This is a genomic window from Burkholderia sp. BCC1985 (assembly GCF_905339915.1).
GTDB lineage: Bacteria > Pseudomonadota > Gammaproteobacteria > Burkholderiales > Burkholderiaceae > Burkholderia.
On sequence record NZ_CAJPGY010000038.1, the window covers coordinates 1 to 26,521 of the forward strand.

Genomic DNA, 26,521 nt, shown 5'->3' on the forward strand with positions numbered 1-26,521 from the left:
ATCTGATCCGAAGATCAGCTCGCGGCCATCAAGCGCCCACACTTATCGGCTGTTAATTTTTAAAGAGCATTTCTGCGAGAAACTTCGTGTTTCTCAGCAGCGCTGCGTTTTCAGCAGCAGAGAAGTGAAATTATGAACCGTCTTTTTCAGTTCGTCAACAACTTTTTAACTGCTTCGTTGCGACGACTGGGGTTCAACTTCCTGCGCCGCCGAGGCCGCTACGACCCGCCCGACAGCACCGCTTCCCTTCTTCCTCCGCGCTGCGTTTCCGTTAGCGCGAAAGAGGCGTGATTCTAAGCACCTGCCGGCAATCGCGCAAGGGGTTTCGCGAAAAATATAAGCCCCCGCACGCTGCCGCGTGCGGGGGCTTATATGGATGCAGCCGAATCGTCAGCTCACACGCACCTGGCGCGCCACGATCTCCATATAGTGATCGAGGTCCGGCGTCGCCTTGCCCTCTTCCTTGGCCGTATCGTCCCAGCGGCGCAGGCGCAGCGCGTCTTCCGCGAACGGGCGCTGCAGGAATGCCGCCGTCTCCGCTTCACTGAAGATGCCGCCCTGCAGCGCGAGGCTGCGCACCGAATCCGGCGACAGGCTCTCGAAGTAGCCGGCGTCCGTGCGGCACAGGCAACGCTTCGCGTCGACGTGCAGCCGGATCGGCTCCAGAACCGCGTCCGAAAACAGCGGCCGCAGGAACGGCAGCACGTAATACTGATGCAGGTCGTCGATCCCGCGCGCGCTCGGCGTCTCGCCCTGCCGATTCAGCAAATGCCCCAGATCATGCAGGAACGCCGCCGCGACCAGCGCCTCGTCGGCGCCCGCCTCCTCCGCCAGCAAGCCGCTCTGCAACGCATGCTCCAGCTGCGTGACGGGTTCGCCGCTATAGGCAACGTGGCCGTGCTCGCGATACAGCCCGTGAATCTCGTCTACCGTCAATGCCATCCGCTCACTCCCAAGGCAGCGAAAACGTCTTCAGATTCGTGAAGCTCTTCATCGCTTCCTGAACGCCTTCCTTATAGCCGAGCCCCGAATCCTTGATCCCGCCGAACGGCGACAGCTCGATCCGGTAACCGGGCACCTCCCAGACATTCACCGTCCCGACGTTCAGCTCGTTCACGAACCGCACGACCGCGGCCGTACTGTCCGTACAGATGCCCGACGACAGCCCGAACGCCGTGCCGTTGCTGATCCGGATCGCGTCGTCGATCGTGTCGAACGCGATGACGGGTGAAACGGGGCCGAAGGTCTCCTCGCACACGAGCGTCATCGACGGATCAACGTTGTCGAGCACGGTCGGCGAATAGAGCGCACCGCGCCGCACGTTGCCGGTCAGCAGGCGCGCCCCCTGCGCGACCGCCTCGCCGACCCGGGCCTCGAACAGCCGCGCCGCGACGTCGTCGATCACCGTGCCCATTTCGTTTGCGGGATCGAACGGATCGCCGTACTTCCAGGCGCGCGTCTTCTCGACGAGCAGCTCGGTAAACGCCGGCGCGACCGAGCGCTGTACCAGGATCCGCTTGACGGCCGTGCAGCGCTGCCCCGAATTGCGGTACGAACCGAGCACGGCCAGCGATGCCGCACGTTCCAGATCGGCATCGCCGAGGACGATCAGCGGATCGTTGCCGCCCAGCTCCAGCACGATGCGCCGGTAGCCGGCCCGCGCGGCGATCGCCTTGCCGATCGACACGCCGCCCGTAAAGGTGATCAGCGATGCATGCGGATGCGTGACGAGTTCGTCCGCGATTTCGCGCGGGTCGCCGGTCAGCACCTGCAGCATCGGCTCCGGCAAACCGGCTTCATACAGCAGGTCCGCCAGATAAAACGCCGACAGCGGCACCTTCTCCGACGGCTTCACGATCACGCGGTTGTTGGTCGCAATCGCCGGCGCGATCTTGTGCGCGACCTGGTTCATCGGGTGATTGAACGGCGTGATCGCGACGATCACGCCATCGAGCGGCTGGCGCTGCGAGAACACGCGGCGCGCCTTGCCGTGGGGCGTCAGGTCGCACGAGAAGCTCTGCGCGTCGTCGCGCAGCGCTTCGACCGACGCAAACTTCAGCACGTCGGCAACGCGACCGATCTCGTAGCGCGAATCCTGTTTCGACAATCCCGACTCGAGCGTGATCAGGTCGGATGCCTCCTCGGCACGCTCGCGCAGCAGCGCGGCCGCGCGCTCGAGGATCTGCGAACGCTCGTAGCGCGTGAGCGCGGGCCGGTACGCCATCGCGTAGTCGAACGCGGCGCGCACATCGTCGACGCTCGCCAGCGGCGCCGTACCGACGCGCGTGCCGGTGTACGGATCGACGACGTCGAGCACACGGTCGCGCGTCGCGCGCGTGCCGCACCAGCGCAGCGCCTCGGCGCGAAACGCGGGGTGATCCTGTCGAGGGTGAGCCATCATGTCGCGACCCGATTCAGCACGAAATCGAAGACGTCGAAGTTGCGCGGACGACGTGCAGGGTCGTCCCGCTCGATCCGACGGTTGAACAGCAACGGCACCTCCTGCTCGGACACGCCGCCGTGCGAACGCAGCGGCACGGTCAGGCCGGACAGGTCGTGTTCGCGCTCGCGCGTGCCGAGCGTCATGTCGCGCCGACCGATCACGACGAGATCCCCGATCCGGTCGGCCGGCAGTTCGAAGCGCGCGGCCGCTTCCGCGTTGTCGAGTACGAGTTCGACACCATCGAGCCCGCCGACGCGCCACATCGCTTCGATCCGGTCGACGCCGGGCGCCAGGTAGACGGTCGCGAACGAGCCGAGCGCGCCGTGGTGCACGACGTATGGATCGGTGATCGGCAGGATCACGCGTGCGGCCCGCGCACCGAACCAGCCGTCAAACGCATCCTGAAGATAGATCACGTTCGGGCGGCCCGTGGCCGGATCGTGCTTCGCGTTCATCCCGTGGTCAGCCGTGAGCCCGATCGCCCAGCCGAGCGCATCGAGCTGCGCGAGATAGCCGTCCATCATTGCGTAGAACGCGTTCGCGCCGGCACTGCCCGGCTCGCACTTGTGCTGCACGTAGTCGGTGGTCGACAGGTACATCAGGTCGACCTGGCGCGTCTGCGCGAGCCGCACGCCGGCCGCGAACACGAATTCGGACAATGCCGCGCTGTACACGTCCGGCGACGGCAGGCCGACCCAGTCGAGCACGTCGACGATCCCGTTTTCCGCGAGATTCGCCTGCGCGGCCTTCTCGGCGGAAAAACAGATGCCGTTCATCTGCCAGCCGAGCAGCCGGCGCAGCTTGTCCTTCGCCGTGACGACGGCCACCCGCGCGCCGGCATCGGACGCCGCCGCGAGCAGCGTGCCGGCCCGCAGGTAGGCCGGGTCGTTCATCATCACTTCGGCGCCGCGACCGCCGTCGGCGGCCGGATCCCAGAAGTAGTTGCCGCAGATCCCATGAACCGACGGCGGCACGCCGCAGACGATCGACAGGTTGTTCGGGTTGGTGAAGGTCGGCACGACGCAGTCGGCGCGCCACGCGGTGCCTTGCGCGATCATCCGGCCGATGAACGGCGCGACGCCCGCTTCCACCGCACGCTCGAGATAGTCGTACTCGCAGCCGTCGACGCAGATGACGACGGTCGGTTCGACCGGTAGCCGGTAGCGTCGGCCGTTGACGTCGACGGAACGTCCCGCGAGATCCGCGGAACCCTTGCCCGCGGCCGATTGCTCGCCGGGCTGTCGCAATGCGAACGCGGCGTTCATGATGCCGCCCGCTTGCCGCGCGGCACGCGCGCGGCGATCAGCAGCAGCGCCGCGAGCGACGCGCCGAGCATCAGCAGCGACAACGCCGAGGCGGGCAGGTAATAGCCGCGCTCAACCTGGCCGATCACGACGATCGGCACGGTCGCGAAACCCGGCGGATAGACGGTCAGCGTCGCGCCGAGTTCGCCGAGCGACAGCGCGAAGCCGAGCGCGAGGCTCGCGCGCAGCGCCGGCACGAGCTGCGGCAGCAGCACGCGGCGCAGCACCATCGCGGGCGGTGCACCGAGGCTCGCCGCCGCTTCGCGCAGCACGGTCAGCTCCGGGCGCTGCGCGGCGGCCGCGCAGCGATAGCAGAACGGCAGGATCAGCGCGAGCTGCACGAGCACGACGATCGCCGCGGAGCTCGACAAGTCGAGCGGCTTCTGGTGATACGCGATCAGCACCGCGAGCCCGAGCACGACGCTCGGCACGCCGTTCGGCACCATCACGAGCGCGTCGACGACCGCGCCGAGACCGCGCCGGTCGCGCCCCTCGAGTGCAAGCGCAAGCCACAGCCCGAGGATCGTGCCGATCGCCGACACGCCGAAGCCGATTTCGAGGCTCGTCAGCAGCGCGTCGTATTCCGGCGACCCGAGCCGCTCGAACCAGCGCAGGCTGTAGCCGGCCGGCAGGATCGTGCCCGACCACTGCGTCGACACGCTCGACAGCGCAACGACGATGACCGGCAGCACGAACAGCCAGAAGCAGGCGAACGCGGCCAGCGCGAGCGCGGCGCGCGACGCATGCTTGAGCAGCGTGTCGCTCCAGCCGATCCGATGACGCGGCACGGCTTGCCCGATATGGAATTCAGCGGACATCGTTCCCTCCCGTCGCACGCCGGTTCACCCGGCGATAAACCGTATAGAGCGCCAGCGACAGCGCGAGCATCACGACCGCGCCGGCCGACGCGGTCGGCAGGTCGAGGTCGACGGTCGCGCTGCTGTAGATCGCGACCGGCAGCGTGACGAGCCGCGCGCTGCCGAGCACGAGCAGGATCCCGAACTCGTTCAGCGTCAGCAGGAAACACAGCACCGTGCCGGCGGCGATGCCCGGCCACGCGATCGGCAGCACGACGCGGCGCGCGAGCATCCAGCCGGACGCGCCGAGGCTGCGCGCCGCTTCGATCAGGCGCAGGTCGAGCGTCGCGAACGACGCGAGCGTCGGCCGCACGACGAACGGTGTATAGAACACGGTCTGCGCGAGGATCACGCCGCCGATGCCGAACAGGAAGTCGAGCGGCGGGTTCTCGAGATGGAACAGGTGCTGCAGCGCGATGCTGATCGAGCCTTGCGAGCCGTACAGGAAGATCAAGGTGAACGCGACGAGGAACGACGGGAACGCGACGTACAGTTCCAGGAAGCGCGTGACGAGCGACGCGCCCGGGAACGGCTTGAAGAACAGCAGCGCGGCCAGCAGCACGCCGAGCACCGATGCGGTGCCGGCGCTCGCGAACAGCACGCCGACCGTCGTCAGCAGCACGTTGCGCGTATCGGGGTTGCCGAAGAAGGTCCGGTATGCGGCAAAGCTCAGCCCATGATCGCCGGACACGCTCAGCAGCACGAGCCGCACCAGCGGATAGACGACGAGCGGGCCGAGCACGACGATCGCGAGCGCGGCGAGGTGCAGGTCGCCCATGCGCTTGCGGCGCCGCGCGGCGGCGGCATGCGCGGCGGCCGACGCGAGCACGTGCGGCGGCAGGCCGGCTTCAGGGCTCGATAAGGACGACATCGTCTGCCTCGCAATGCAGGGACACGCGCGCACCGCGCTCGGGAGCCGCGCCGCGGCCGCGTTGCATCGTCACGCGCACGGGTTCGTCGGGCGCCGCGTCGATCATGACCGCGATCGACAGGTCCGCGCCCTGCCATTCGACCGACGACACCGTGCCGTGCAGGCCGCCCGCCGCCAGCGGCATCACGGTCAGCCGCTCGGGGCGCACGCACGCGACCTTGCCGCGCACGTCGTGACGCGGATCGCCGAGCGGGAAGATCACGTGCGGCGGCAGCAGGTTGGCCGGGCCGAGATAGCGCGCGACGTAGCCGTCCCGCGGCGCGTCGTACAGCTGCTGCGGCGTGCCGAGCTGCGCGATGCGGCCGTCGCGCATCAGCAGCGCGCGGTCGGACAGCACGAGCGCGTCGTCGCGGTCGTGCGTCACGCAGACGACGGTCAGGTTCGGCAGGCGCTCGTGCAGCGCCTTCAGTTCGCTGCGCACCGATGCGCGCAGATTGGCGTCGAGCGCCGACAGCGGCTCGTCGAGCAGCAGCACGTCCGGCTCGATCACGAGCGCGCGCGCCAGCGCGACGCGCTGCTGCATCCCGCCGGACAGTTGCGCGGGCAGATGGTGGCCCGCGTCGCCGAGTTGCACGAGCTTCAGCGCGTCGGCGACGCGGCGCGTCACCTCCGGCGACGCCATGCCGCGTGCGCGCAGCCCGAAGGCGACGTTCTCGAACACCGACAGGTGCGGGAACAGCGCGTAATTCTGGAACAGCAGACCGAGGTTGCGCTTGTGCGGCGGCGCATGGGTCAGGTCGCGTCCGGCCACGGTCAGCGTGCCGGTCAGGCCGTCGGCCTTCACGAACCCGGCGATGAAGCGCAGCAGCGTGGTCTTGCCGCAGCCGCTCTTGCCGAGCACGGTCAGAAATTCACCGGCGCCGATCGACAGCGACAGATCTTCCAGCACCGTGCGTGCGCCGTAGCGCACGCTCAGGTGCTCGATCTGCACGCCGCCCGGCGCGCCGGACCGCAGCGTTGCTTGCGGTTCGGCGGCGCCGAAAGCGCCGGGATGGGTCAGGGTGGTTTCCACCGGGTTCATCCTCTTGCTCACTAATACAGGCAGCGTGCGCCGATCACTTCGGCTTGACGACGTCGAGCTGCTTGCCCGAGCTGCCGATCACGTCCTTCTTCCAGCGCTCGATCCACACCGGCTTCTTCGCCATCACCTGGGTCCAGTCGACCGGGATCAGCTTCACGCCCGCGATCGCCTTCTTGACCGCTTCGCCGTTCTTGCCGGCCAGCGGCACGTCCGTGCGGCCCGGGATGCCGTACATGTCCGGCACCTTCGACTGCACGTCGGTCGACATCAGGTAGTCGATCAGCTTCTTGCCGGCCTCCTGGTTCGGGCCACTCTTGATCAGGCCGATGCCGTACGGCAGCTGGAACGTGGTCGGCTGGTCGCCGTCCTTCGCTGCCAGGAAGATCGGCTTGACGGACAGCGCGCCGTGCTCGGCGTCGTCGAGATCCATCTGCAGGTCGCCGTTCGCGACGCTGATCTCGTTACGCGACAGCAGCACGTTCAGGTAGCCGGTGCCCTTCGTGTGGAACTTCACGCTCTGCGACAGCTTCGCGAGGTAGTCGAACGCCTTGTCCTCGCCCATCAGCGACGTCGTCAGGATCAGCACGGCCATCCCGTCGCCGGCGGTCGCCGGGTTCGAGTACGCGACCTTGCCCGCGTAGGCCGGCGACAGCAGGTCGGCGAACGTCTTCGGCTGGCTTTTCACGACGTCCGGGTTGATCGCGAACGAGAAGTAGTTGTTCACGAACGTCGCCCAGGTGCCGTCTTCCGCCTTCGCGATCGCCGGCACGTTCTTGTAGTTCACGCTCTGGTATGGCTGCAGCAGGCCCATCTGGCCGGCTTGCTGGATGAACGGCGGCAGCGTGACGATCACGTCCGCCTTCGGCGAATTCTTTTCGATGTTCGCGCGGTTGACGACCTCGCCGCTGCCCGCCGTCACGATGTTGACCTTGACGCCTTCCTTCTTCTCGAACGCCGGCAGCACATCGCGATAGAGGTTCTCGAGACCGTCCGCCGTATACAGCACGACCGCGTTCGCCGCGTGCGCGGGCATCGCCACGCCTTGCAGCAGACCGGCGGCGCAGGCGGCCAGCGCGAGCTTGCGGAACGCGCCGGCAGCGGCGCGCGAGGAATTCTGCAGTGTCATCTCACTTCTCCGTAGGCGGAACACCAAACGGCCGGGGCACGATCCGGCTCCTTTCAGTCGGACAGACCGACAACCGGCCCGTCTCGCTGCCGCGCTGCAGGTGGTTTCGCGCGGCAACCGAAGGATCACAGCGTTCGATGACAACGCCGTGACGTGTGCCACAATTTCCAAAAAATGACACATTTTGCCAATATCATGCAAGTCATTCAGAAATGCCGCCCTGGCGTTTCATCCGATCTTTGCTGGAGAAAAATCATGTCGGACCCGATTCTGCTCACGCCCGGCCCGCTCACCACGTCCGCCACAACACGCCACGCAATGCAACACGACTGGGGCTCATGGGACGCCGCTTTCAATCAACTGACGGCGAGCGTCTGCACGGATCTCGTCGCGATCGCGCGCGGCGGCGACGCATACGTGTGCGTGCCGATGCAAGGCAGCGGCACGTTTTCCGTCGAAGCCGCGCTCGGCACGCTGGTGCCGCGCGACGGCGTCGTGCTGGTGCCGGACAACGGCGCGTATTGCGCGCGCATCCTGAAGATCCTCGGCCGGCTCGGCATCGAGTCGATCGCGCTGCCGTTCGGCGAGAACGCGGCGGTCGACCCCGGCGCGGTCGAAGCCGCGTTCGCGCGCGAGCCGCGCATCACGCACGTCGCGCTGGTGCACCTGGAAACAAGTGCCGGCATCCTGAATCCGCTCGACGCGATCGCGGCCGTGTGCCGGCGGCACGGCAAGCGGCTGATCGTCGATGCGATGAGTTCGTTCGGCGCGCTGCCGATCACGCTGGCGGACAGCGGGATCGACGCGCTGATCTCGGCGAGCGGCAAATGCCTGGAAGGCGTGCCGGGGATGGGGTTCGCGATTGTGCGGCGTGCTGCGCTCGACGCGTGCGAAGGCAACTCGCGGTCGCTCGCGCTCGACCTCCACGATCAGTACGCGTACCTGCGCAAGACGGGCCAGTGGCGTTTCACACCACCGACCCACGTGATCGCCGCGCTGCGCGCCGCGCTCGACCAGTACCTGGCCGAAGGCGGCCAGCCCGCGCGCGGTGCGCGCTATGCGGAAAACTGCCGGACGCTGGTCGAATCAATGCGCGCGCTCGGCTTCACGCCGTTCCTCGACGCCGGCGTGCAGGCGCCCGTGATCGTCACGTTCCATGCGCCCGACCATCCGGCCTACGATTTCCGCCGCTTCTACGACGCGGTGCGCGACGCGGGCTTCATCCTGTATCCGGGCAAGCTGACGCAACTCGAGACGTTCCGCGTCGGCTGCATCGGCGCGATCGATGCCGGCGACATCCGGCGGGCGGTCGCGGCGATCGCACAGGCGGTCGAATCGCTCGGGATCACGATGCGGCACGCGTGAGCGCGCGGCGGCCTGAACCGCTTCGCAGTCGCGAGCGGATACAAAAAAGCCCGGCGACCCACAGGTCGCCGGGCGAACGCACCGAGAGTGCGTGGAGCCGGTGCTTACAGTTCGATCCGCTTGATGTCGCCGACGACGAAGATGTACGACAGCGCACCGATCAACGCGATCACGCCGATGAACACCAGCGCACCGACGAACGAGCCGGTCGACGCGACGATGAAGCCGACGACGAGCGGCGTGATGATGCCGGCCAGGTTCGCCGCGAAGTTGAAGATGCCGCCGGTCACGCCGAGCAGGCCGTCCGGCGCGATGTCGGACACGAGCGTCCAGCCGAGCGCAGCCATCCCCTGCGCGAAGAACGCGACCGACATGATCGCGATCACGGCTTCGTTGCTTTGCACGTAGTTCGCGAGAATGATCGTCGACGCGAGCAGCAGGCCGGCGATGATCGGCAGCTTGCGTGCGAGGTTCGCGGACTTGCCGCGGCGCAGCAACCAGTCGGAGAAGATCCCGCCGAACATCACGCCGACCGACGCGGCAATGAACGGCATGATCGCGAAGAAGCCGATCTTCAGCCAGCCCATGTGGCGCTCGGTCGCGAGATAGGTCGGGAACCAGGTCAGGAAGAACACGAGCGTCGAGTTGCCGGCGAACTGGCCGAGGCAGATCCCCGCGAGCTGGCGCTTCTTCAGCAGCCGGCCGGCCATCGCCCAGCTGAACTTGGCCTGGGCGGGCTTGCCGCCCTTGTCGCCGTCCTTGCGCACGCCGTGCACGAGACCGCCGCCCGCTTCGATGTACGCGAGTTCTTCCGAATTCGCGGCCGGATGGTTGCGCGGCTCGTGATAGAACTTCCACCAGACCAGGCCGAACACGATGCCGACCCCGCCGACGACCCAGAACAGCGAACGCCAGCCGAACGCCCCCATCAGCGCGAACAGCACGGGGCTGAAGAACGCGAGACCGATGTACTCGCCGACGGTGTAGGTGCCGGTCGCCATCGCGCGTTCATTCTGCGGGAACCACGTCGCGACGACGCGGCTATTGGTCGGGAAACACGGCGCTTCCGTCACGCCGAGGCCGAGCCGGCATGCGAGCAGCGTCCCGACGCCGGGCACGAAGCCCTGCAGGAGCGTGCACAGCGACCACAGCGTCATCGACCAGTAATAGGTGATCTTGCTGCCGAAGCGGTCGAGGAACAGGCCGCCGGGCACCTGCATCGCGACGTACGTCCACGAGAACGCGGAGAACATGATGCCCATCACGGCCGCGTTGATGCCGAGCTCCTTGGTGAGCTGCGGCGCAGCCACCCCCAGCACGGTACGGTCGAGATAGTTGATCATCGTGCCGATCGCGAGCAGCGCGAGGATCTTGTAGCGCGCCGAGGTCCGCCGGACCGTACCGGCCGCCGCGGGCGCGGCGTTCGTGTGGGTGGTGTGCTGCATGGTTGTCTCCTGGTCTATTTTTCAGCTGGTCGCTAGAAGGGTCAGCGTGCGACGAGCGACTGAAAGTGTTCGAACATCCGTTCGTCGTCCGGCGTTCGTCCGGTGAAGATCTCGAACGCATCGACGGCCTGGTACACGGCCATCCCGCCGCCCGGCAGCGTCGCGCAGCCGGCCGCGCGCGCGGCGCGGATCAGTTCGGTTTCGAGCGGGAAATACACGATGTCGGCGACCCACATGCCCGCGCGGAGCAGCTCGGCCGGCAGCGGCAGGCCCGGATGCTTGGCCATGCCGGTCGGCGTGCAATGGATCAGGCCGGTCGCGGCCTGCATCGCGGCCGCGAGATCGCTGCCCGGCGTGACCCGGGCGGCCGGGAAGCGCTGCTGCAGTTCACCCGCGAGCGCGGTGGCGCGCGTGCCGTCGACGTCGAAGATCGTCAGGTCGGCGGCACCCATCTGCAGCGCCGCATGCGCGACGGCCGCACCCGCGCCGCCCGCGCCGAGCTGCACGACACGTTCGAGCGACGCATCGGGCAGGCCGCGGCGGAACGACTTCGCGAAACCCGACCAGTCGGTGTTGTGGCCGATCCGCTTGCCATCCTTGAACAGCACGGTGTTGACCGCGCCGAGTGCGCGCGCGTCGTCAGACAGTGCGTCGAGGTGCTCGATCACGCGCTGCTTGCAAGGATGCGTGATGTTGAGCCCGTTGTAGCCCATCCGCTGCGCGGCATCGAGCAGTTCCGGCAGCGCGTCGGCGGTCACGCCGAGCACGTCCAGATCGATGCGGCGGTACACGTAGCCGAATCCCTGGCGGAAGCCTTCTTCCTCATGCATCGCGGGCGACAGCGAACCGCCGATGCCCTGGCCGATCAGGCCGATCAGAAAAGACGGGCGGCTCATCGTGCGGCTCCTTGGGCAAAAATGGTCGACAGGCGCTGTAGCGCGAATACGTAGCCTTCGGTGCCGCAGCCGCAGATCACGGCTTCGGCCACCGCCGACACATAAGAGTGGTGACGGAATGCCTCGCGGCGATGCACGTTGGAGATGTGCACCTCGATCACGGGTTTCGCGATCGCGGACAGCGCGTCGGCCAGCGCGACCGACGTGTGCGTGTAGGCGGCCGGATTGATCACGATGCCGTGCGTGTCGTGACGCGCGGCATGCAGCCAGTCGATCAGCTGGTGCTCGGCGTTCGACTGGCGGAAGTCGATCTCCAGCCCGAGCCCGTCGGCCGCCGTGCGGCAACGCTGCTCGAGGTCGGCGAGGGTTTCCGCGCCGTAGATATGGGGCTCGCGGGTCCCCAGCAGATTCAGGTTCGGGCCGTTCAGCACCAGCACCTTGTGCTTGCTCATGGTGTTTCTGCTCCTAAAACAGGGGCGAATCGCTAGTCGACTTCGCCCTCTGACGTCAAGATTTGGCGCTAGTGTGCGCTTGCGCAAGCGCAATGTCTTTTCGGGTTTTCGCTAATTTGTACCACCTAGTTAGTTTGTATAATTTCACTCACTCCCCTAGTAAATTCGGGATATGGCGCTCACCGGTAATTCAACGACTGGTTCATTCCGGCCCGATCCGGCCGACGCCACACCCCGCTCATCCGCAGGATTCGCCCATGCAGCGCTCGATCGCCACCGTGTCACTGTCCGGCACGCTCGCCGAGAAGCTCGCCGCCATCCAGGCCGCCGGCTTCGACGGTGTCGAAATCTTCGAGAACGACCTCGTCTACTTCGACGGATCGCCCGCCGACGTGCGGCGCATGGCCGCCGATCTCGGCCTCGACATCGTGCTGTTCCAGCCGTTTCGCGACTTCGAGGGCGTGAGCCCGGCCCAGCTCGCCCGCAATCTCGACCGCATCCGCCGCAAGTTCGACGTGATGCACGCGCTCGGCACCGACCGCATCCTGGTGTGCAGCAGCGTGTCGCCCGACACGATCGCGGACGACGCGCTGCTGGTCGACCAGCTCGGCGCGCTCGCCGAAGCCGCGCGGCAGGCGGGCGTGGTCGCCGCGTACGAGGCGCTCGCGTGGGGCCGCGTCGTGAACCGGTACGGCCATGCGTGGCGGCTCGTGAACGCGGTGAACAGCCCGCACCTCGGCCTCGCGCTCGACAGCTTCCATACGCTGTCGCTCGACGATTCGCCGGACGCGATCGCCGACATCCCGGGCGACCGGATCGCGTTCGTGCAGATCGCCGATGCGCCGAAGCTCGCGATGGACGTGCTCGAATGGAGCCGCCACTACCGCTCGTTCCCCGGCCAGGGCGACTTCGACCTCGCGCGCTTCACCGCCCGCGTGATCGAGTCCGGTTACAAGGGGCCGCTGTCGCTCGAGATTTTCAACGACGGCTTCCGCGCCGCGCCGACCGCGATCACGGCCGCCGACGGCCACCGCTCGCTGCTCTATCTGGAAGAACTGACGCGCGCGCGACTCGCGCAGGACGGCCGCGCGCCGGCCGCCGACCAACCGCTGTTCGCGCCGCCTGCGCCGCCCGCGCACGTCGGGTTCCAGTTCATCGAATTCGCGGTCGATGCGCAGGCGGCGGCCACCGTCGGCGAATGGCTCGGCCGGATGCGATTCCGGCTCGCAGGCCGCCATCGGTCGAAGGACGTGACGCTGTTCCAGCACGGCGCCGCGTCGATCGTGCTGAACGCCGAGCGCGACTCGTTCGCCGACGCGTTCTTCCAGCAGCACGGGTTGTCGCTGTGTGCGTCGGCGTTCCGCGTCGACGATGCGAAAGTGGCATTCGAGCGCGCGGCCGGCTTCGGCTACGCGCCGTTTTCCGGGCGCGTCGGCCCGAACGAGCGCGTGCTGCCGGGCGTGCAGGCGCCGGACGGCAGCCTCGAATACTTCGTCGACGAGACGCCGAACGCGCCGACGCTGTATGAATCGGATTTCGTGCTGACCGACATCGACGGCCCGAGCGAGGTCGGCCCGCTGACGGGCATCGACCACGTCTGCCTCGCGCTGCCGGCCGACGCACTCGACACGTGGATCCTGTTCTTCAAGACCGCCTTCGGCTTCGAGGCCGAGCGCAGCTGGCTCGTGCCCGATCCGTACGGCCTGATGCGCAGCCGCGCGGTGCGCAGCACGGACGGTTCGGTGCGGATCGCGCTGAATGCGTCGGTCGACCGTCATACGGCCGTCGCCGAATCGCTCGACCGCTATCACGGCACGGGGCTGAACCACGTCGCGTTCCGGACCGACGACATCGTGAAGACGGTCGCCGCGTTCGCGGCCGACGGCGTGCCGTTCCTGCGGATCCCGCCGAACTACTACGACGATCTGGCCGCGCGCTACGCGTTGCCGGACGAGCTGATCGACACGCTGAGCGCCCACCACCTGCTGTACGACCGCGACGAAAACGGCAGTGAATTCCTGCACGCGTATACCGAGCTGGTCGACAACCGCTTCTCGCTCGAAATCGTCGAGCGGCGCGGCGGCTACGACGGCTACGGCGCGGCCAACGCCGCCGTGCGGCTCGCCGCGCAGGCCCAGCGCAGGAAATAAGGGAGCAACGGAATTTCGTTCAGGGGTCGAATCGAAGGAGAAAAACACGACGACCCTGCGACGCGCGCCGCGCGACCGCACCATCGTGGTGAATCCCGCCGCGGCGCCCCGTCCGGCAAGGCCGGCCGCCGGCGGCCGGAAACGGCCGCCCGGCGGGCGTTACATCCAGTAACGCACACCGCACCGCAGCATTCGCGCGGCCGCGGCCGTTTTAAGAATCGCTTAAGTCTCCGACGGCACCATCCGCAACCAGTACCCGATGGATACCCCGAAAAGGAGGACAGCGATGAGCGCCGTAGATGCACCCGCGGGCCGCCCGGCCGCCCCCCCAGTGAAAAAGACGATGCTGCGCCGTTTGCTCAGCCATCATGAAATCGCGACGCTGCTCGTGCTGCTGCACGCACCGATCGGCGCGAACGCCAAACCCGAATTGCCCGCGCTGCAGGAAGCCGGCCTCGTCGAGATGATCAAGCTCGACGCCGACACGGCGCCGAGCTTCCGGCTGACCGAAGACGGCACGGCCGTCCTGAAAGGGCTCGGCTACCGCTGAGCCGCCGCACGCCGAATCCCGTCTCGCCCCTTCAGATCCGCCGGCCCGGCCGGCGCGTCACTTCACCCTGCCCGGTCCTGCAGCATCAGCCGGTATTCCGTCGGCGTCACGCCGACCGTCGCCTTGAACTGGCGCGTGAACGCGCTGTGATCCGTATATCCGCATAGCGCCGCGACGTCGGTCACCTTGTCGTGCGTGACCAGCAGCGCCGTGGCCGCATCGAGCCGCGTCTTCAGCAGCACCTGGCGCGGCGTCAGGTGGAACACCTTGTGGAAGTAGCGCTCCAGCTGCGCGACCGACATCCCCGCCATCTGCGCGAGCTGCTTCAGGTTCAGCGGCTGCACGTAGTGATCCTGGATGTGCTGCACCACGTCGGCGAGCTTGCTGTAGGCCGGATGCGAGCCCTCGTGCGCCTTCAGGTCGCGCGAGATGCCCGCGAGGCCGACCACCTTGCCGGCCGCGTCGCGCAGCGGCTCCTTGCAGGTCAGGCACCAGCCCGGCTGGCGGCCCGGATACAGATGCAGCTCGAGCTGGTCCATCAGCTGCTGGCCCGCGGTGATCGTCGCCATGTCCTGCTCGAAATAGGTCTTGCCGAAGCGGCGCGGAAACACTTCGTCGGTCGTCTTGCCGAGCAGGTCGCGCTTGTCCTTGTAGCCGCAACGCATCGCCAGCGTGCGGTTGACGAGCGCGTAGCGGCCGTTCGCGTCCTTCACGAAGAACGCGACGTCGGGCAGCGCATCGAACACCGGCTCGAGCAGGCGGAAGTGCGCGAGCATCGCGCCGAGATCGGCGTTGTCGGGCTGGTAGCGCAACGTATCGGACAGGCTCATGGGTGGTGCGGCAAGCAAGGTCGTCATCCCGGCATCTGCGAAGGGGGTGGCTGATGGCGTCGATTATAGGAGCGCCGTCTCGAACGCGTCGCGGCGATCGCGGGCCAGCGATCGGGCGGCCCGGCGAATGGCGGCAAGCGCAACGCGCCGCCGATCGGCACTGATCGGGCGACCGCGTGGGCCGGCAAGCACGTCACGCGCCATGCGGTTGTGCGCGCAACCACTGCGCCGCACGCATGTCCGGCCGGCACGATTCCGGATCGGCACGTTGCCTGGCGTCGCGCACGGCCAGCGCTGCCGACGCGATCGGCTCACCCCGCCCGCACCGAGACTCCGCGCGCCCGAACCCGCCATCCTAAAAATGCCGGCGTGTCGCGTCTTGGCGCGTTTGCGCACTCGTCATGACGATTTCAGCATATATCAGGGTTATCGACGATATGCCGAAATCGTCGCCGGCTGCGCTCCGAACGCGCAAGACGCGCGCATTTTCGCTATCTAGACTTCGATCAACGGTTACGAGACGACATCCCGCCGCCGCCGCGCACGCCGATTCCGGCACAACCCGCGCAGCGCATGGCACACCCCGCACGGCTTTCGGAAAGGCCTGCAACCCGATACGTCTCGCCCAGTTTACCGCGCCGGCCGGCTGGCCGGCGGCGGCCCAACCATGCCATCAAGGGGAAGTGAAAGTGAAGCTGAAGGTATCGCACGTCGCGCTGGCTGCTGCCTGCGCACTGTCGGGCGCACACGCCATCGCCGCCGACGTCGTCAAGATCGGTTTCGCCGCACCGCTGACGGGGCCGCAGTCGAACTACGGCTCGGACATGCAGAAGGGCGTGCAACTCGCGATCGCCGATTTCAACGCGACGAATCCGACGATCGGCGGCAAGCCGGTCACGTTCCAGCTCGACTCGCAGGACGACCAGGCCGACCCGCGCACCGGCACGACGGTCGCGCAGCGGCTGATCGACGACAACGTCCGCGGGGTCATCGGCCACTTCAACTCGGGCACGAGCATTCCGGCGTCCGACCTGTACGATCGCGCGGGGCTGCCGCAGATCTCGATGGCGACGTCGCCGCAATACACGGCGCGCGGCTACAAGACGACCTACCGGCTGCTGACGAGCGACGCGCAGGCCGGCCGCATCGTCGGCACGTATGCGGTGAAGACGCTGCACTTCAAGCGCATCGCGATCATCGACGACCGCACGGCCTACGGCCAGGGCATCGCCGACGAATTCGCGAAGGCCGTGCAGGCCGCGGGCGGCACGATCGTCAAGCGCGACTTCACGAACGACAAGGCGCTCGACTTCTCCGCGATCCTGACCAACCTGAAGGGCATCAACCCGGACGCGATCTTCTACGGCGGCGGCGATGCGCAGTCGTCGCCGATGATCCGCAAGATGCGCCAGCTCGGGATGAAGTCCGCCTTCGTGACCGGCGAGATGTCGCGCTCGCCGACGTTCCTGAAGGTCGGCGGCGACGCGGCCGAAGGCGCGATCGTCTACATGGGCGGGCTGCCGAAGGAAAAGATGCCGGGCTTCGCCGGCTACGCATCGCGCTACAAGGCACGCTTCAACGAAGACGTGATCACCTATTCGCCCTACTCGTACGACGGCACGATCGCGCTGCTCACCGCGATGAAGGACGCGAACTCGACCGACCCGAAGGTCTATACGCCGTATCTCGGCAAGGTGTCGATCAAGGGCGTGTCGGCCCCGAGCATCGCGTACGACGCGAAGGGTGACCTGAAGGATGCGCCGGTGACGATCTACAAGGTCGAGCACGGCGCGTTCAAGCCGGTCGACACGATCGCCGGCAACTGATCGCGCAGACCCTGTCACGCGCGGCGCGGCAAGCGGTTCTCCCGCCTGCCGCGCCGCGTGCGTTTCGGGCTCGACGAAGTTCGAAGCATGCCTCGGCGCGGCCCCGCGCGCGCGCATTTCGCGCTCCTGTAGAATCCCCCCACCCGCTTTGACGCTTCGTCTGCGTCGTGCCCCATCCCGGTGCGACGGTGCGTGTCACATGCCCCATCCGGCACTCGACGCACGCTCGACGACGCAGGCCGCGCCTTGCCAGTCCATGCCGATAGCGGGTTCTGGAGACGCAGCACCGACAACTACATTCGAAAACCGATCGTCCTGACCATGCAAGCTTCCGAATTGAGCGGCGTGCCTCGCGCCGCCGAACGCGCGCTCACGCGCAGCGACTACAAGACCCTTGGCCTTGCCGCACTCGGCGGCGCCCTCGAGTTCTACGACTTCATCATCTTCGTGTTCTTCGCACCCGCGATCGGGCAGCTGTTCTTCCCGCACGACATTCCCGACTGGCTGCGCCAGTTGCAGACGTTCGGCATCTTCGCGGCCGGCTATCTCGCGCGCCCGCTCGGCGGCGTGATCATGGCGCACTTCGGCGACCTGTTCGGCCGCAAGCGGATGTTTACGCTGAGCGTGCTGATGATGTCGGTGCCGACGCTGCTGATGGGCCTGCTGCCGACCTACGACTCGATCGGCATCCTCGCGCCGGTGTTGCTGCTGCTGTTCCGCGTGCTGCAGGGCGCGGCGGTCGGCGGCGAAGTGCCGGGCGCATGGGTGTTCGTGTCGGAACACGTGCCGTCGCGCCACATCGGCTATGCGTGCGGCACGCTGACCGCGGGCCTCACGGCCGGCATCCTGCTCGGCTCGCTGGTCGCCGCGGGCATCAACAGCCGTTACTCGGGCGCCGAAGTCACCGCGTTCGCGTGGCGCATTCCGTTCCTGCTCGGCGGTGTGTTCGGCCTGTTCTCCGTGTACCTGCGCCGCTGGCTGCACGAGACGCCGGTGTTCGCCGAGATGAAGGCGAAGAAGGCGCTCGCGGCCGAGATTCCACTGAAGGCCGTGCTGCGCGACCACGGCCGCGCGGTGATCGTGTCGATGCTGCTCACGTGGATGCTGTCGGCGGCGATCGTCGTCGTGATCCTGATGACGCCCGTGCTGCTGCAGAAGCAGTTTCACCTGACGCCCGCGACCACGCTGTTCGCGAACAGCGTCGCGACGCTGTGCCTTACCGCCGGCTGCATCACCGCCGGCTCGCTCGCGGGCTGGATCGGCGCGAAGCGCGTGCTCGGCATCGGCGGCCTCGTGCTGGCCGCGTGCTATTACCTGCTGTTCGCGCAGGTCGCGGCCGACGCGTCGACGCTGCCGCTGTACTACGGGATCGCCGGCTTCATGGTCGGCACGATCGGCGCGGTGCCGTTCGTGATGGTCAAGAGCTTCCCGCCCGTCGTGCGCTTCTCGGGCATCTCGTTCTCGTACAACGTCGCGTATGCGATCTTCGGCGGCCTCACGCCGGTGATCGTGTCGCTGATGATGAAGTCGAATCCGCTCGCGCCGGTCGTGTACGTCGCGGCGATCTGCGTGCTCGGCGCGATCGCCGTGCAGTTCTCGAAGGATGCGAAGGACCCGAAGGACACGCGCTGAACGTCGGCGCGTACGCGCCGGCCGGATGAACAAAGGGCCGAATCCCGCGGCGTGCGGGATTCGGCCCTTTTGTTTGGCTTCAACGCGGCGACGTGCGCGCGTCGCGCCGTTCAACCGGGTTCAATTCAGCGCAGCGCGCCGTACGACGAACTCGGCCGGCGCAACGCGTCGATGCTTGCGCCGCCGGCGCCGGTCACGAAGAGCAGCAGGAAACCGCCGGCGATCGCGACGTTCTTCCAGAAGTGGATCACCATGTCGTGCTGGACCGCGGCGTCCGTCGCGTCCCAGAAATTGTGTCCGACCATCGCGGTCGCGATCGTATAGAACGCCATCAGCAACGCGAGCGGCTTCACCTTGTAGCCGACGATCAGCAGCAGGCCGCCGAGCGCTTCGATCGTGACGACGACCGGCCCCATCACCTGCGGATAGGGCACGTTCAGCCCATGCAGATAGCCGATGAAATCGCTGTAGCCGAGCAGCTTCATCACGCCGCCCCACAAGAACAACGCCGCCAGCGCCAGGCGCGCGAAAAAAATGACGCCGGAATCGACGGAACGCGTCATGCCTCTCTCCTCGTATGCAATTCGGCCGTCCGCACGGGGCGTGCCCGTGCGGTTCGGGGTCGCGCGGCCCTGCCGGGCCGGCGGCAAATGGGCCAGCATAGAGGGTCTTTCCGCGGCGTCCAAGAAAAAGGTTGTAGCAAATCTTTACACCGCGGCGGTCATGCAGGCGCGCGGCACCGCGAAACACGGCGTTCGGCCTTGGCGGATAAATAACGGAACAGGCCCTAACCGGCGTCGCTCAACAGCACGCCTTTCTTGAAGATGAAACAGCCGTAGCCGCGCGACTCGCCGGTGACGATCACCGCATACGCCTGCTGGGCGCGCTCGTAGAACGCGAAACGGTCGACGCCCGTGAGCGGCAGCGCGCGCCCTTCCGCGCGATCGACCTCGGCCTGCACTTCGCGCTGCACGGGCGGCACCGCGGCCGGATCGCCGACGACTTCCATCCGCCACGCGGGTGTGTCGACGAACGTGTCGAGCGGCAGCACCGACAGCACCGCGCGCGCGACGCGCGCCGAGTCGGCGCCGTCGATGCGCAGCGCGCGGCCGACCACCGTGTGCCCGGCGACGGATTCCGCCGGAAAATTCGCATCGCAGATCACCAGTTCATCGCCGTGGCCCATCGCGCGCAGCGCGTGCAGGATGTCGGCGTGCAACAGCGGATCGAGATTCTTCAACATGTGGGAAAGGCTCCGGGATCGGGAACGAATCGCATAACGTTACCCGATCCCGGCCGGCACCGGGCATGCGTCGCTCGCATCACGACGCCGCGGCCGGCATTTCGTCGATGAAACCCGTGACCGACTTCAGGCGGCCCGACGCATCGACGGTGCCGAAGTCCGAACCCTTCACGACCGCCGCGCCGTCGGGCGACACGAGCGCCCACGAGAAGCGCAGGTGCTCGCCGAACCCGTCGACGTCGGTCGTGCGGCGAAAGCGATACGCGGGGAAGCGCTCCTGCACCGCGGCGATCATCGTATCGATGCCCGCATGGCCGTCGCCGGCCATCAGCGGATCGCGATAGGCCGCATCGCTCGCGTAGGTCGCATCGATCAGCGCGCGCCGGCGTGCGACGTCGGGCTCGTTCCAGGCATCGAAATAGCGGTCGATCAGGTCGGCGTGAGCCGACTGGGCGGATTGGGCGGTGTTCATGGCGAGGCTCCTTGTGTCGATGGGGGGACGATGTCGCAAACGTTTCGTGTTCGCGTGCCGCCATCGTCGCCGGCCTCGCGTGGACGGTCGATTACGTGCGAGGTAAGGAATTCGTGCCGGCCGCGGAAAGCATGCATGCGCCGAACCGCGAACCCGCCGCCGCCATCAAAAACGGGCGCCCGAAGGCGCCCGCATCGTCTGCCGTTGCAACCGCGCGCGTCAGGTCACCGGTGCCGGATTGAACAGCGTCAGCGCATTCGCGAGCTTCCATTGCTCGGCCCACGTGCGACGCTTGCCGCTCGCGACGTCGAGCATCAGCCGGAACAGTTCCCAGCCCACGTCCTCGATCGACGCCGCGCCGGTCGCGATCTGCCCCGCGTCGAGATCCATCAGGTCGTGCCAGCGGCGCGCGAGATCGCTGCGCGTCGCGACCTTGATCACCGGCACCTGCGCGAGGCCGTACGGCGTGCCGCGCCCCGTCGTGAAAACGTGCAGGTTCATCCCCGCCGCGAGCTGCAGCGTGCCGCAGATGAAGTCGCTCGCGGGCGTCGCCGCGTACAGCAGCCCCTTCTGCCGCGCCCGGTCGCCGGGACGCACGACGCCGGCGATCGGCGCGCTGCCCGACTTCACGATCGAGCCCATCGCCTTCTCGACGATGTTCGACAGGCCGCCCTTCTTGTTGCCGGGCGTCGTGTTCGCACTGCGGTCGACGCGGCCGCGCTGCAGGTAGCGGTCGTACCAGTCCATCTCGCGGATGATCTCGCGGGCGACGTCCTCGTTCGCCGCGCGCGACGTGAGCTGCGCGACGCCGTCGCGCACTTCGGTCACCTCCGAGAACATGATCGTGGCGCCCGCCCGCACGAGCAGGTCGGCCGCGAAACCGACCGCCGGGTTCGCGGTGAGCCCCGAGAACGCGTCGCTGCCGCCGCACTGCACGCCGACGACGAGATCCGACGCCGGGCAGGTTTCTCGACGGCGGCGGTTCAGCCGCTCGAGATGCGATTCGGCCATCTTCATGATCGAGTCGATCATCGAGTTGAAGCCGACGTGCGCGGCGTCCTGCAGGCACACGACGCCGCCGTTGTCCGGCGCGCCGTCGGCCGCCACCGGAATCGAGCCCGGCGGCAGCAGGCGCTCGGGCTGCAGCTTCTCGCAGCCGAGGCTCACCGTCATCACCTCGCCGCCGAAGTTCGGATTCAGGCTGATGTTGCGCAGCGTGCGGATCGGAATGTCGGCATCGGGCGCATCGATCGCGACGCCGCAGCCGTATGTGTGCTCGAGCCCGACCACGTCGTCGACGTTCGGGTAACGCGGCAGCAGTTCGTCCTTGATCCGCTTCACCGCATGCTCGACGACGCCCGACACGCATTGCACGGTCGTCGTGATCGCGAGGATGTTGCGCGTGCCGACCGAGCCGTCGGCATTGCGGAAGCCCTCGAACGTATAGCCCTCGAGCGGCGCCAGCGGCGGCGCGGCACGCGTGGCGAGCGGCAGGTCGTCGAGCCCCGGCGGCTCGGGCATGCGCATCGTGCGCTCGTTGACCCAACTGCCGCGGCGCAGCTCGGCGAGCGCGTAGCCGATCACGACGTTGTAGCGGACGATCGGATCGCCGGCCGCGAGGTCGACCAGCGCGACCTTGTGCCCTTGCGGCACGCCTTCGCGCAGCGTCAGGCCGTCGGCGAACGTCGCGCCCTCGGGCAGGCCGCCGTCGTTGACGACGATCGCGACGTTGTCGTCCGGATGCACGCGGATATAAAGCGGGGAAGCAGTCATCGGAATTCCTGGGAGGCTACCGGTCAAATCGTTAGTCATCATATGACATTCAACACCAAGCCGCGATGCTGCGTAAACCCTTATCCGGAAAGACCCTACCTTCCGCCAGCCAGCAAACCGCTTGCGCCGCCCCTCCTTGCGTTGTACGATGACATACAACGACATCGCCAATATGGCCCGGATGCCGTACCCGACGAACCCATCAGCACTCGCGCTGGACGGACGACCCAACCATGACTTCACCGCAAGAACTCAAACAGATCATTTCCCACGGCCTGCTGTCGTTTCCGCTGACGGATTTCGACGCGGACGGCAGCTTCCGCCCGGCCACCTATGCCGAGCGTCTGGAATGGCTGGCGCCGTATGGCGCGACCGCGCTGTTCGCGGCCGGCGGCACCGGTGAATTCTTCTCGCTCACGCAGCACGAGTATTCGGACGTGATCCGCGTCGCGACGGAAACCTGCAAGGGCAAGGTGCCGATCCTGGCCGGCGCCGGCGGCGCGACGCGCGTCGCGATCGAATACGCGCAGGAAGCCGAGCGCCTCGGCGCGAGCGGCGTGCTGCTGATGCCGCACTACCTGACCGAAGCCAGCCAGGAAGGCATCGCCGAGCACGTCGAGCAGGTGTGCCGCGCGCTGAAGATCGGCGTCGTGGTGTACAACCGCGCGAATTCGAAGCTGAATGCCGACATGCTCGAGCGCCTCGCCGATCGTTGCCCGAACCTGATCGGCTTCAAGGACGGCGTCGGCGAAATCGAGAGCATGGTCACGATCCGCCGCCGCCTCGGCGACCGCTTCGCGTACCTCGGCGGCCTGCCGACGGCCGAAGTCTACGCGGCCGCGTACAAGGCGCTCGGCGTGCCGGTGTACTCGTCGGCCGTGTTCAACTTCATCCCGAAGACGGCGATGGCATTCTACGAAGCGATCGCGAAGGACGACCACGCAACGGTCGGCCGCCTGCTCGACGAGTTCTTCCTGCCGTACCTGAAGATCCGCAACCGTCGCGCGGGCTACGCGGTCAGCATCGTGAAGGCGGGCGCGAAGCTCGTCGGCCACGACGCCGGCCCGGTGCGCGCGCCGCTCGTCGACCTCACCGACGCCGAAATGGCCGAACTCGACGTGCTGATCAAGAAGATGGGCCCGCAGTAAGCGGCGGGCTGACCAACGGCACGCGATCCAGTGCGTGCCGGCCCGCGCGGGACCGGCGGTTCCGCCCGGCGCTCCCCCTTTCGACGGCCGCCCCGTGCTTCGCGGGCCGGCCGTTTTCATTACATCTGTGCGATGGTCCCGACGATCCGGTAGCGCAGGCTGCCGAGCCTGAGACGGGTCGCGGCGATATCGGTGCCGGCCGCCGATCGCCGGAAGCGCGTGTTCGGATCGTCGGCAAGAATCTGATCCAGCACGTCGGGATCCACGACCGCATCGAAAAATCGGCCGAGCGTGAGCGTCGCATACTGTTTCGCGGTCGCGAGCTGGCTGTTGGCCTGCATCAGCGCCTCGGTGCGCAGGCCCGGATCGCGCTCGTCGATGCTGCGGCGATGCTTCAGCGCAAACACCAGCGCCTCCATGTCCAGCCGGAACCGCTTGACGGCCTGGCCGAACCCGAGCGAATGCGGATCGGCGCCGGTGACGGGCCGCCCCTGATTGATCGTCACGTCGAATTCACTGCCGCCCAGGTCGCGCTGCAATTCGAACAGCGCATTGGCCAGTACGCGCCCTTCGCTGGTCTCGCCGATCTGGGTGCGCACCGATTTCGCGACGTCGCCGATCGCTTTCCACAATCCGGCCGCGAACAGGTGGTCGCCACGCTTGCTGATATTCATCGGAGGGCTCCTTGTTGGTTTTTGTCGGTCTCTCAGGCTCGCCTGCGGACCGGCGGGTCCGAGGCCTCGCTAATGTAGGAGAAATTCCGGCGGCGTGGAAGCCGCCATCCATCTCGTCAAGGCGGCGCATCATGAGAAGCATCATTCGATGCCCCCCGCTCTCTAATCGAGCAAAACCGGCCCTCCATCAAGAAGGCGGCGGGGTACCCGTGGGCACCGTGCGCCGCCTTGTTTCAACCTTGCCGGAACGCGCCCCTCCCGGGACGCGGCCTTCAGTCGTCCTGCGCCATCACTCCGCCTTCCCGTCCCGCAGCCGCGGAATGTCGAGCGGATTGCGTTCCTGCAGCCCTTCGGGCAGCAGGTCGTCCGGGAAGTCCTGATAGCACACGGGCCGCAGGAAACGGTCGATCGCGGTCGTGCCGACCGACGTGACGGCCGGGTTCGACGTCGCCGGGAACGGCCCGCCGTGGACCATCGCATCGCACACCTCGACGCCGGTCGGGTAGCCGTTGACGAGCAGGCGCCCGGCCTTGCGTTCGAGGATCGGCAGCAGGCGGCGCGCGAGCGGCTTGTCGTCGGCGTCCAGTTGCAGCGTGGCCGTCAGCTGGCCCTCGAGTGCGTCGAGCACGCGCGCGACTTCGTCGAGATCGCGGCAGCGCACGATCAGCGACGCCGGCCCGAACACCTCGTGGCCGAACGCCGGTTCGGCCAGGAACGCCTGCGCGGCGACTTCGTACAGCGCGCCGCCTGCCTGGCATTCGGTCTGCGCCGCCTCGCCCGCGCCGATTTCGCGCACGCCCGGCAGTTCGGCCAGCTTGCCGCGGCCGTTGCGATACGCGTCCGCGATGCCGCGCGTCAGCATCACGCCGGCCGGCTTCTTCGCGAGCGCCTGTGCGGCGACGGACTCGAAGCGATCGAGATCGGGGCCGTCGACCGCCAGCACGAGACCCGGGTTCGTGCAGAACTGGCCGGTGCCGAGCGTCAGCGAATCGACGAAGCCGGTCGCGATCGCGTCGCCGCGCGCGGCCAGCGCGGCCGGAAACAGCACGACCGGGTTGATGCTGCTCATTTCCGCATAGACGGGAATCGGTTGCGGGCGCGCGTTCGCGAGCTGCACGAGCGCCATGCCGCCCTGCCGCGACCCGGTGAAGCCGACGGCCTGGATCGCCGGATGGCTGACGAGCGCCGCGCCGATCACGCGGCCGGGGCCGATCAGCAGCGAGAACACGCCGGCCGGCATCCCGCATTTCGCCACCGCCGCGCGGATCGCGCGGCCGACCAGCTCGGACGTGCCGAGGTGCGCCTCATGGGCCTTCACGATCACCGGGCAGCCGGCCGCGAGTGCCGACGCGGTATCGCCGCCGGCCACCGAGAACGCGAGCGGGAAGTTGCTCGCGCCGAACACGGCGACGGGCCCGAGCCCGACCTTCTGCAGCCGCAGGTCCGAGCGCGGCAGCGGCGTGCGCGCGGGCTGCGCGGGGTCGATCGACGCGGCGAGGAAGCGCCCGTCGCGCACGACGCGCGCGAACAGCCGGAGCTGGCCGACGGTGCGGCCGCGCTCGCCCTGCAGCCGCGCGACGGGCAGGCCCGTTTCGGCGTGCGCGCGTTCGATCAGCGCGTCGCCGAGCGCGACGATTTCGTCGGCGATCGCCTCGAGAAACGCCGCGCGGGCCGCGAGCGGCTGCGTGCGATACGCGTCGAAGGCGTCGCGCGCGAGTTCGCACGCGCGCTCGACATCGGCCTGCGTCGCGACGCCGAAGGCCGGCGCATCGATCGGCGCGCCCTTCGTCGGGTCGAACGCGCGCAGGGTACCGGCCGAGCCGGCCACCGCGTCGGCGCCGATCAGCATCTCTCCAGTCAGTTGCATGGGTGTGCTCCGTGGTTCGGGAATGGTTCGCTCATTGTAGCCCAACAGATATGATGTCTGCTGATGACATGGCGATATTCCTGTCGCTCCACAGTTACTCGACCGCAGGCCGCAAACCCTTATCCATGCGGCACAAGCAGGAAATTCTTGCCTCTCCCTCGGCCGTCCGAAGGGAAAACCCGAGGTGTCCGCGCGCCCTCGTTGCAGGTAATTTTTGGCCCATGTCATACGACGACATATATTAAGCACGCAATCGGCGCACCTCTAGAGATCTTCCGATCAAACTCGCCGCAGCGCGCGCGCCGCACCGCCGTGCGCTACTGGATCCGGGCGCCGCTGTCCGTCGTCACGACGCTCAACGATGCGGACCACGCGACGCCGTCGGTCACCGGCATGCCGATCCGCAAGGTGTTCGGCATGATCCGGTGACGACGGGCCGGATCTTCCCAGCGCTCAGCCGGGCGTACGTGCTCGCGCAACGGCCGAGCGGCCGGTTCCCCGATTCGTCGATCGAGT

The 26,521-nt window shown here is 67.6% G+C and carries 24 protein-coding genes and 1 pseudogene; 8 read left to right on the top strand and 17 right to left on the bottom strand.

Features of this window, described 5'->3' with window-relative positions; translation table 11 throughout:
* Positions 1-132 precede the first annotated feature (132 nt).
* Positions 133-291 (top strand): hypothetical protein, encoded by a 159-nt coding sequence (locus U4Z31_RS28725; protein ID WP_321812098.1) that lies wholly within the window; start codon positions 133-135, stop codon positions 289-291.
* A 99-nt stretch (positions 292-390) separates the two neighbouring features.
* Here U4Z31_RS28725 and U4Z31_RS28730 read toward each other — a convergent pair whose 3' ends face one another.
* From U4Z31_RS28730 to phnS, 7 genes are read right to left on the bottom strand one after another with little or no spacing between them, the layout of a single operon-like run.
* Positions 391-942, bottom strand: coding sequence for a phosphonate degradation HD-domain oxygenase (locus U4Z31_RS28730; RefSeq protein ID WP_044845720.1), 552 nt, complete (start codon positions 940-942; stop codon positions 391-393).
* Positions 943-946: 4 nt separating this feature from the next.
* Complete coding sequence (phnY, locus tag U4Z31_RS28735; protein WP_321812099.1) at positions 947-2,401, bottom strand: phosphonoacetaldehyde dehydrogenase; 1,455 nt, start codon at positions 2,399-2,401, stop codon at positions 947-949.
* The gene (phnA, locus tag U4Z31_RS28740; protein WP_044845722.1) at positions 2,398-3,708 is read right to left on the bottom strand and encodes a phosphonoacetate hydrolase; all 1,311 of its coding nucleotides are present in this window, start codon (positions 3,706-3,708) and stop codon (positions 2,398-2,400) included. The genes phnY and phnA overlap by 4 nt, the downstream gene beginning before the upstream one ends.
* The gene (gene phnV / locus U4Z31_RS28745) at positions 3,705-4,565 is read right to left on the bottom strand and encodes a 2-aminoethylphosphonate ABC transport system, membrane component PhnV (protein ID WP_321812100.1); all 861 of its coding nucleotides are present in this window, start codon (positions 4,563-4,565) and stop codon (positions 3,705-3,707) included. Before phnV ends, phnA begins: the two co-directional genes overlap by 4 nt.
* A complete protein-coding gene (locus U4Z31_RS28750) occupies positions 4,555-5,475 on the bottom strand; it encodes a 2-aminoethylphosphonate ABC transporter permease subunit (RefSeq protein ID WP_124489363.1) in 921 nt (306 codons plus the stop codon). The genes phnV and U4Z31_RS28750 overlap by 11 nt, the downstream gene beginning before the upstream one ends.
* Entirely contained in the window at positions 5,453-6,556 is a 1,104-nt protein-coding gene (gene phnT / locus U4Z31_RS28755; RefSeq protein WP_044845725.1) for a 2-aminoethylphosphonate ABC transport system ATP-binding subunit PhnT, read from the bottom strand. The genes U4Z31_RS28750 and phnT overlap by 23 nt, the downstream gene beginning before the upstream one ends.
* A gap of 34 nt (positions 6,557-6,590) precedes the next feature.
* Positions 6,591-7,682 carry a 2-aminoethylphosphonate ABC transporter substrate-binding protein gene (gene phnS / locus U4Z31_RS28760; protein ID WP_321812101.1) on the bottom strand — a complete coding sequence of 364 codons (1,092 nt, stop codon included), beginning with the start codon at positions 7,680-7,682 and terminating at the stop codon, positions 6,591-6,593.
* 255 nt (positions 7,683-7,937) lie between these two features.
* On the opposite strand from phnS, the gene U4Z31_RS28765 reads away from it, so the two are divergent.
* A complete protein-coding gene (locus U4Z31_RS28765; protein WP_321812102.1) occupies positions 7,938-9,047 on the top strand; it encodes a 2-aminoethylphosphonate--pyruvate transaminase in 1,110 nt (369 codons plus the stop codon).
* Positions 9,048-9,151: 104 nt separating this feature from the next.
* Here the strand turns inward: U4Z31_RS28765 and U4Z31_RS28770 are convergent, their stop codons facing one another.
* From U4Z31_RS28770 to aroQ, 3 genes are read right to left on the bottom strand one after another with little or no spacing between them, the layout of a single operon-like run.
* Positions 9,152-10,492, bottom strand: coding sequence for an MFS transporter (locus U4Z31_RS28770; protein WP_321812103.1), 1,341 nt, complete (start codon positions 10,490-10,492; stop codon positions 9,152-9,154).
* A gap of 41 nt (positions 10,493-10,533) precedes the next feature.
* Complete coding sequence (locus tag U4Z31_RS28775; protein ID WP_124530200.1) at positions 10,534-11,388, bottom strand: shikimate dehydrogenase; 855 nt, start codon at positions 11,386-11,388, stop codon at positions 10,534-10,536.
* On the bottom strand, positions 11,385-11,840 hold the full coding sequence (aroQ, locus tag U4Z31_RS28780; protein ID WP_044845730.1) for a type II 3-dehydroquinate dehydratase: 456 nt from the start codon (positions 11,838-11,840) through the stop codon (positions 11,385-11,387). Before aroQ ends, U4Z31_RS28775 begins: the two co-directional genes overlap by 4 nt.
* Positions 11,841-12,097: 257 nt before the next feature.
* Here aroQ and U4Z31_RS28785 point away from each other — a divergent pair, with 257 nt between their 5' ends.
* Together U4Z31_RS28785 and U4Z31_RS28790 are read left to right on the top strand one after the other, a co-directional pair.
* Entirely contained in the window at positions 12,098-13,990 is a 1,893-nt protein-coding gene (locus U4Z31_RS28785; RefSeq protein WP_321812104.1) for a bifunctional sugar phosphate isomerase/epimerase/4-hydroxyphenylpyruvate dioxygenase family protein, read from the top strand.
* A 286-nt stretch (positions 13,991-14,276) separates the two neighbouring features.
* Entirely contained in the window at positions 14,277-14,540 is a 264-nt protein-coding gene (locus U4Z31_RS28790; protein WP_059528378.1) for a hypothetical protein, read from the top strand.
* A gap of 62 nt (positions 14,541-14,602) precedes the next feature.
* On the opposite strand, the gene U4Z31_RS28795 is transcribed toward U4Z31_RS28790, so the two are convergent.
* Positions 14,603-15,397, bottom strand: a complete 795-nt coding sequence (locus U4Z31_RS28795; RefSeq protein ID WP_044845733.1) for an AraC family transcriptional regulator — start codon at positions 15,395-15,397, stop codon at positions 14,603-14,605.
* Between the two features lie 662 nt (positions 15,398-16,059).
* Here U4Z31_RS28795 and U4Z31_RS28800 point away from each other — a divergent pair.
* Positions 16,060-17,196: a branched-chain amino acid ABC transporter substrate-binding protein gene (locus U4Z31_RS28800; RefSeq protein ID WP_044845855.1), complete on the top strand. Its 1,137-nt coding sequence runs from the start codon at positions 16,060-16,062 to the stop codon at positions 17,194-17,196.
* 321 nt (positions 17,197-17,517) lie between these two features.
* On the top strand, positions 17,518-18,828 hold the full coding sequence (locus U4Z31_RS28805) for an MFS transporter (protein WP_321812105.1): 1,311 nt from the start codon (positions 17,518-17,520) through the stop codon (positions 18,826-18,828).
* Between the two features lie 125 nt (positions 18,829-18,953).
* Here the strand turns inward: U4Z31_RS28805 and U4Z31_RS28810 are convergent, their stop codons facing one another.
* The 4 genes from U4Z31_RS28810 to garD all read right to left on the bottom strand — a co-directional run bounded on the left by U4Z31_RS28810 (position 18,954) and on the right by garD (position 22,316).
* Complete coding sequence (locus U4Z31_RS28810; protein ID WP_124497162.1) at positions 18,954-19,391, bottom strand: DoxX family protein; 438 nt, start codon at positions 19,389-19,391, stop codon at positions 18,954-18,956.
* 224 nt (positions 19,392-19,615) lie between these two features.
* Positions 19,616-20,071: an RbsD/FucU family protein gene (locus U4Z31_RS28815; RefSeq protein WP_321812106.1), complete on the bottom strand. Its 456-nt coding sequence runs from the start codon at positions 20,069-20,071 to the stop codon at positions 19,616-19,618.
* A 79-nt stretch (positions 20,072-20,150) separates the two neighbouring features.
* Entirely contained in the window at positions 20,151-20,543 is a 393-nt protein-coding gene (locus U4Z31_RS28820) for a nuclear transport factor 2 family protein (RefSeq protein WP_321812107.1), read from the bottom strand.
* A 219-nt stretch (positions 20,544-20,762) separates the two neighbouring features.
* Complete coding sequence (garD, locus tag U4Z31_RS28825; RefSeq protein ID WP_044845739.1) at positions 20,763-22,316, bottom strand: galactarate dehydratase; 1,554 nt, start codon at positions 22,314-22,316, stop codon at positions 20,763-20,765.
* Positions 22,317-22,549: 233 nt separating this feature from the next.
* Between garD and kdgD the strand changes: the two genes are divergently transcribed.
* Positions 22,550-23,464, top strand: coding sequence for a 5-dehydro-4-deoxyglucarate dehydratase (gene kdgD / locus U4Z31_RS28830; RefSeq protein WP_321812108.1), 915 nt, complete (start codon positions 22,550-22,552; stop codon positions 23,462-23,464).
* Positions 23,465-23,583: 119 nt separating this feature from the next.
* On the opposite strand, the gene U4Z31_RS28835 is transcribed toward kdgD, so the two are convergent.
* Entirely contained in the window at positions 23,584-24,138 is a 555-nt protein-coding gene (locus U4Z31_RS28835) for a hypothetical protein (protein WP_044845741.1), read from the bottom strand.
* Positions 24,139-24,427: 289 nt separating this feature from the next.
* Positions 24,428-26,005, bottom strand: a complete 1,578-nt coding sequence (locus U4Z31_RS28840) for an aldehyde dehydrogenase (NADP(+)) (RefSeq protein WP_321812109.1) — start codon at positions 26,003-26,005, stop codon at positions 24,428-24,430.
* Between the two features lie 278 nt (positions 26,006-26,283).
* On the opposite strand from U4Z31_RS28840, the pseudogene U4Z31_RS28845 reads away from it, so the two are divergent.
* Positions 26,284-26,496 (top strand): annotated as a pseudogene (locus tag U4Z31_RS28845) (MFS transporter); the annotation flags it as partial.
* Between the last annotated feature and the right edge of the window lie 25 nt (positions 26,497-26,521).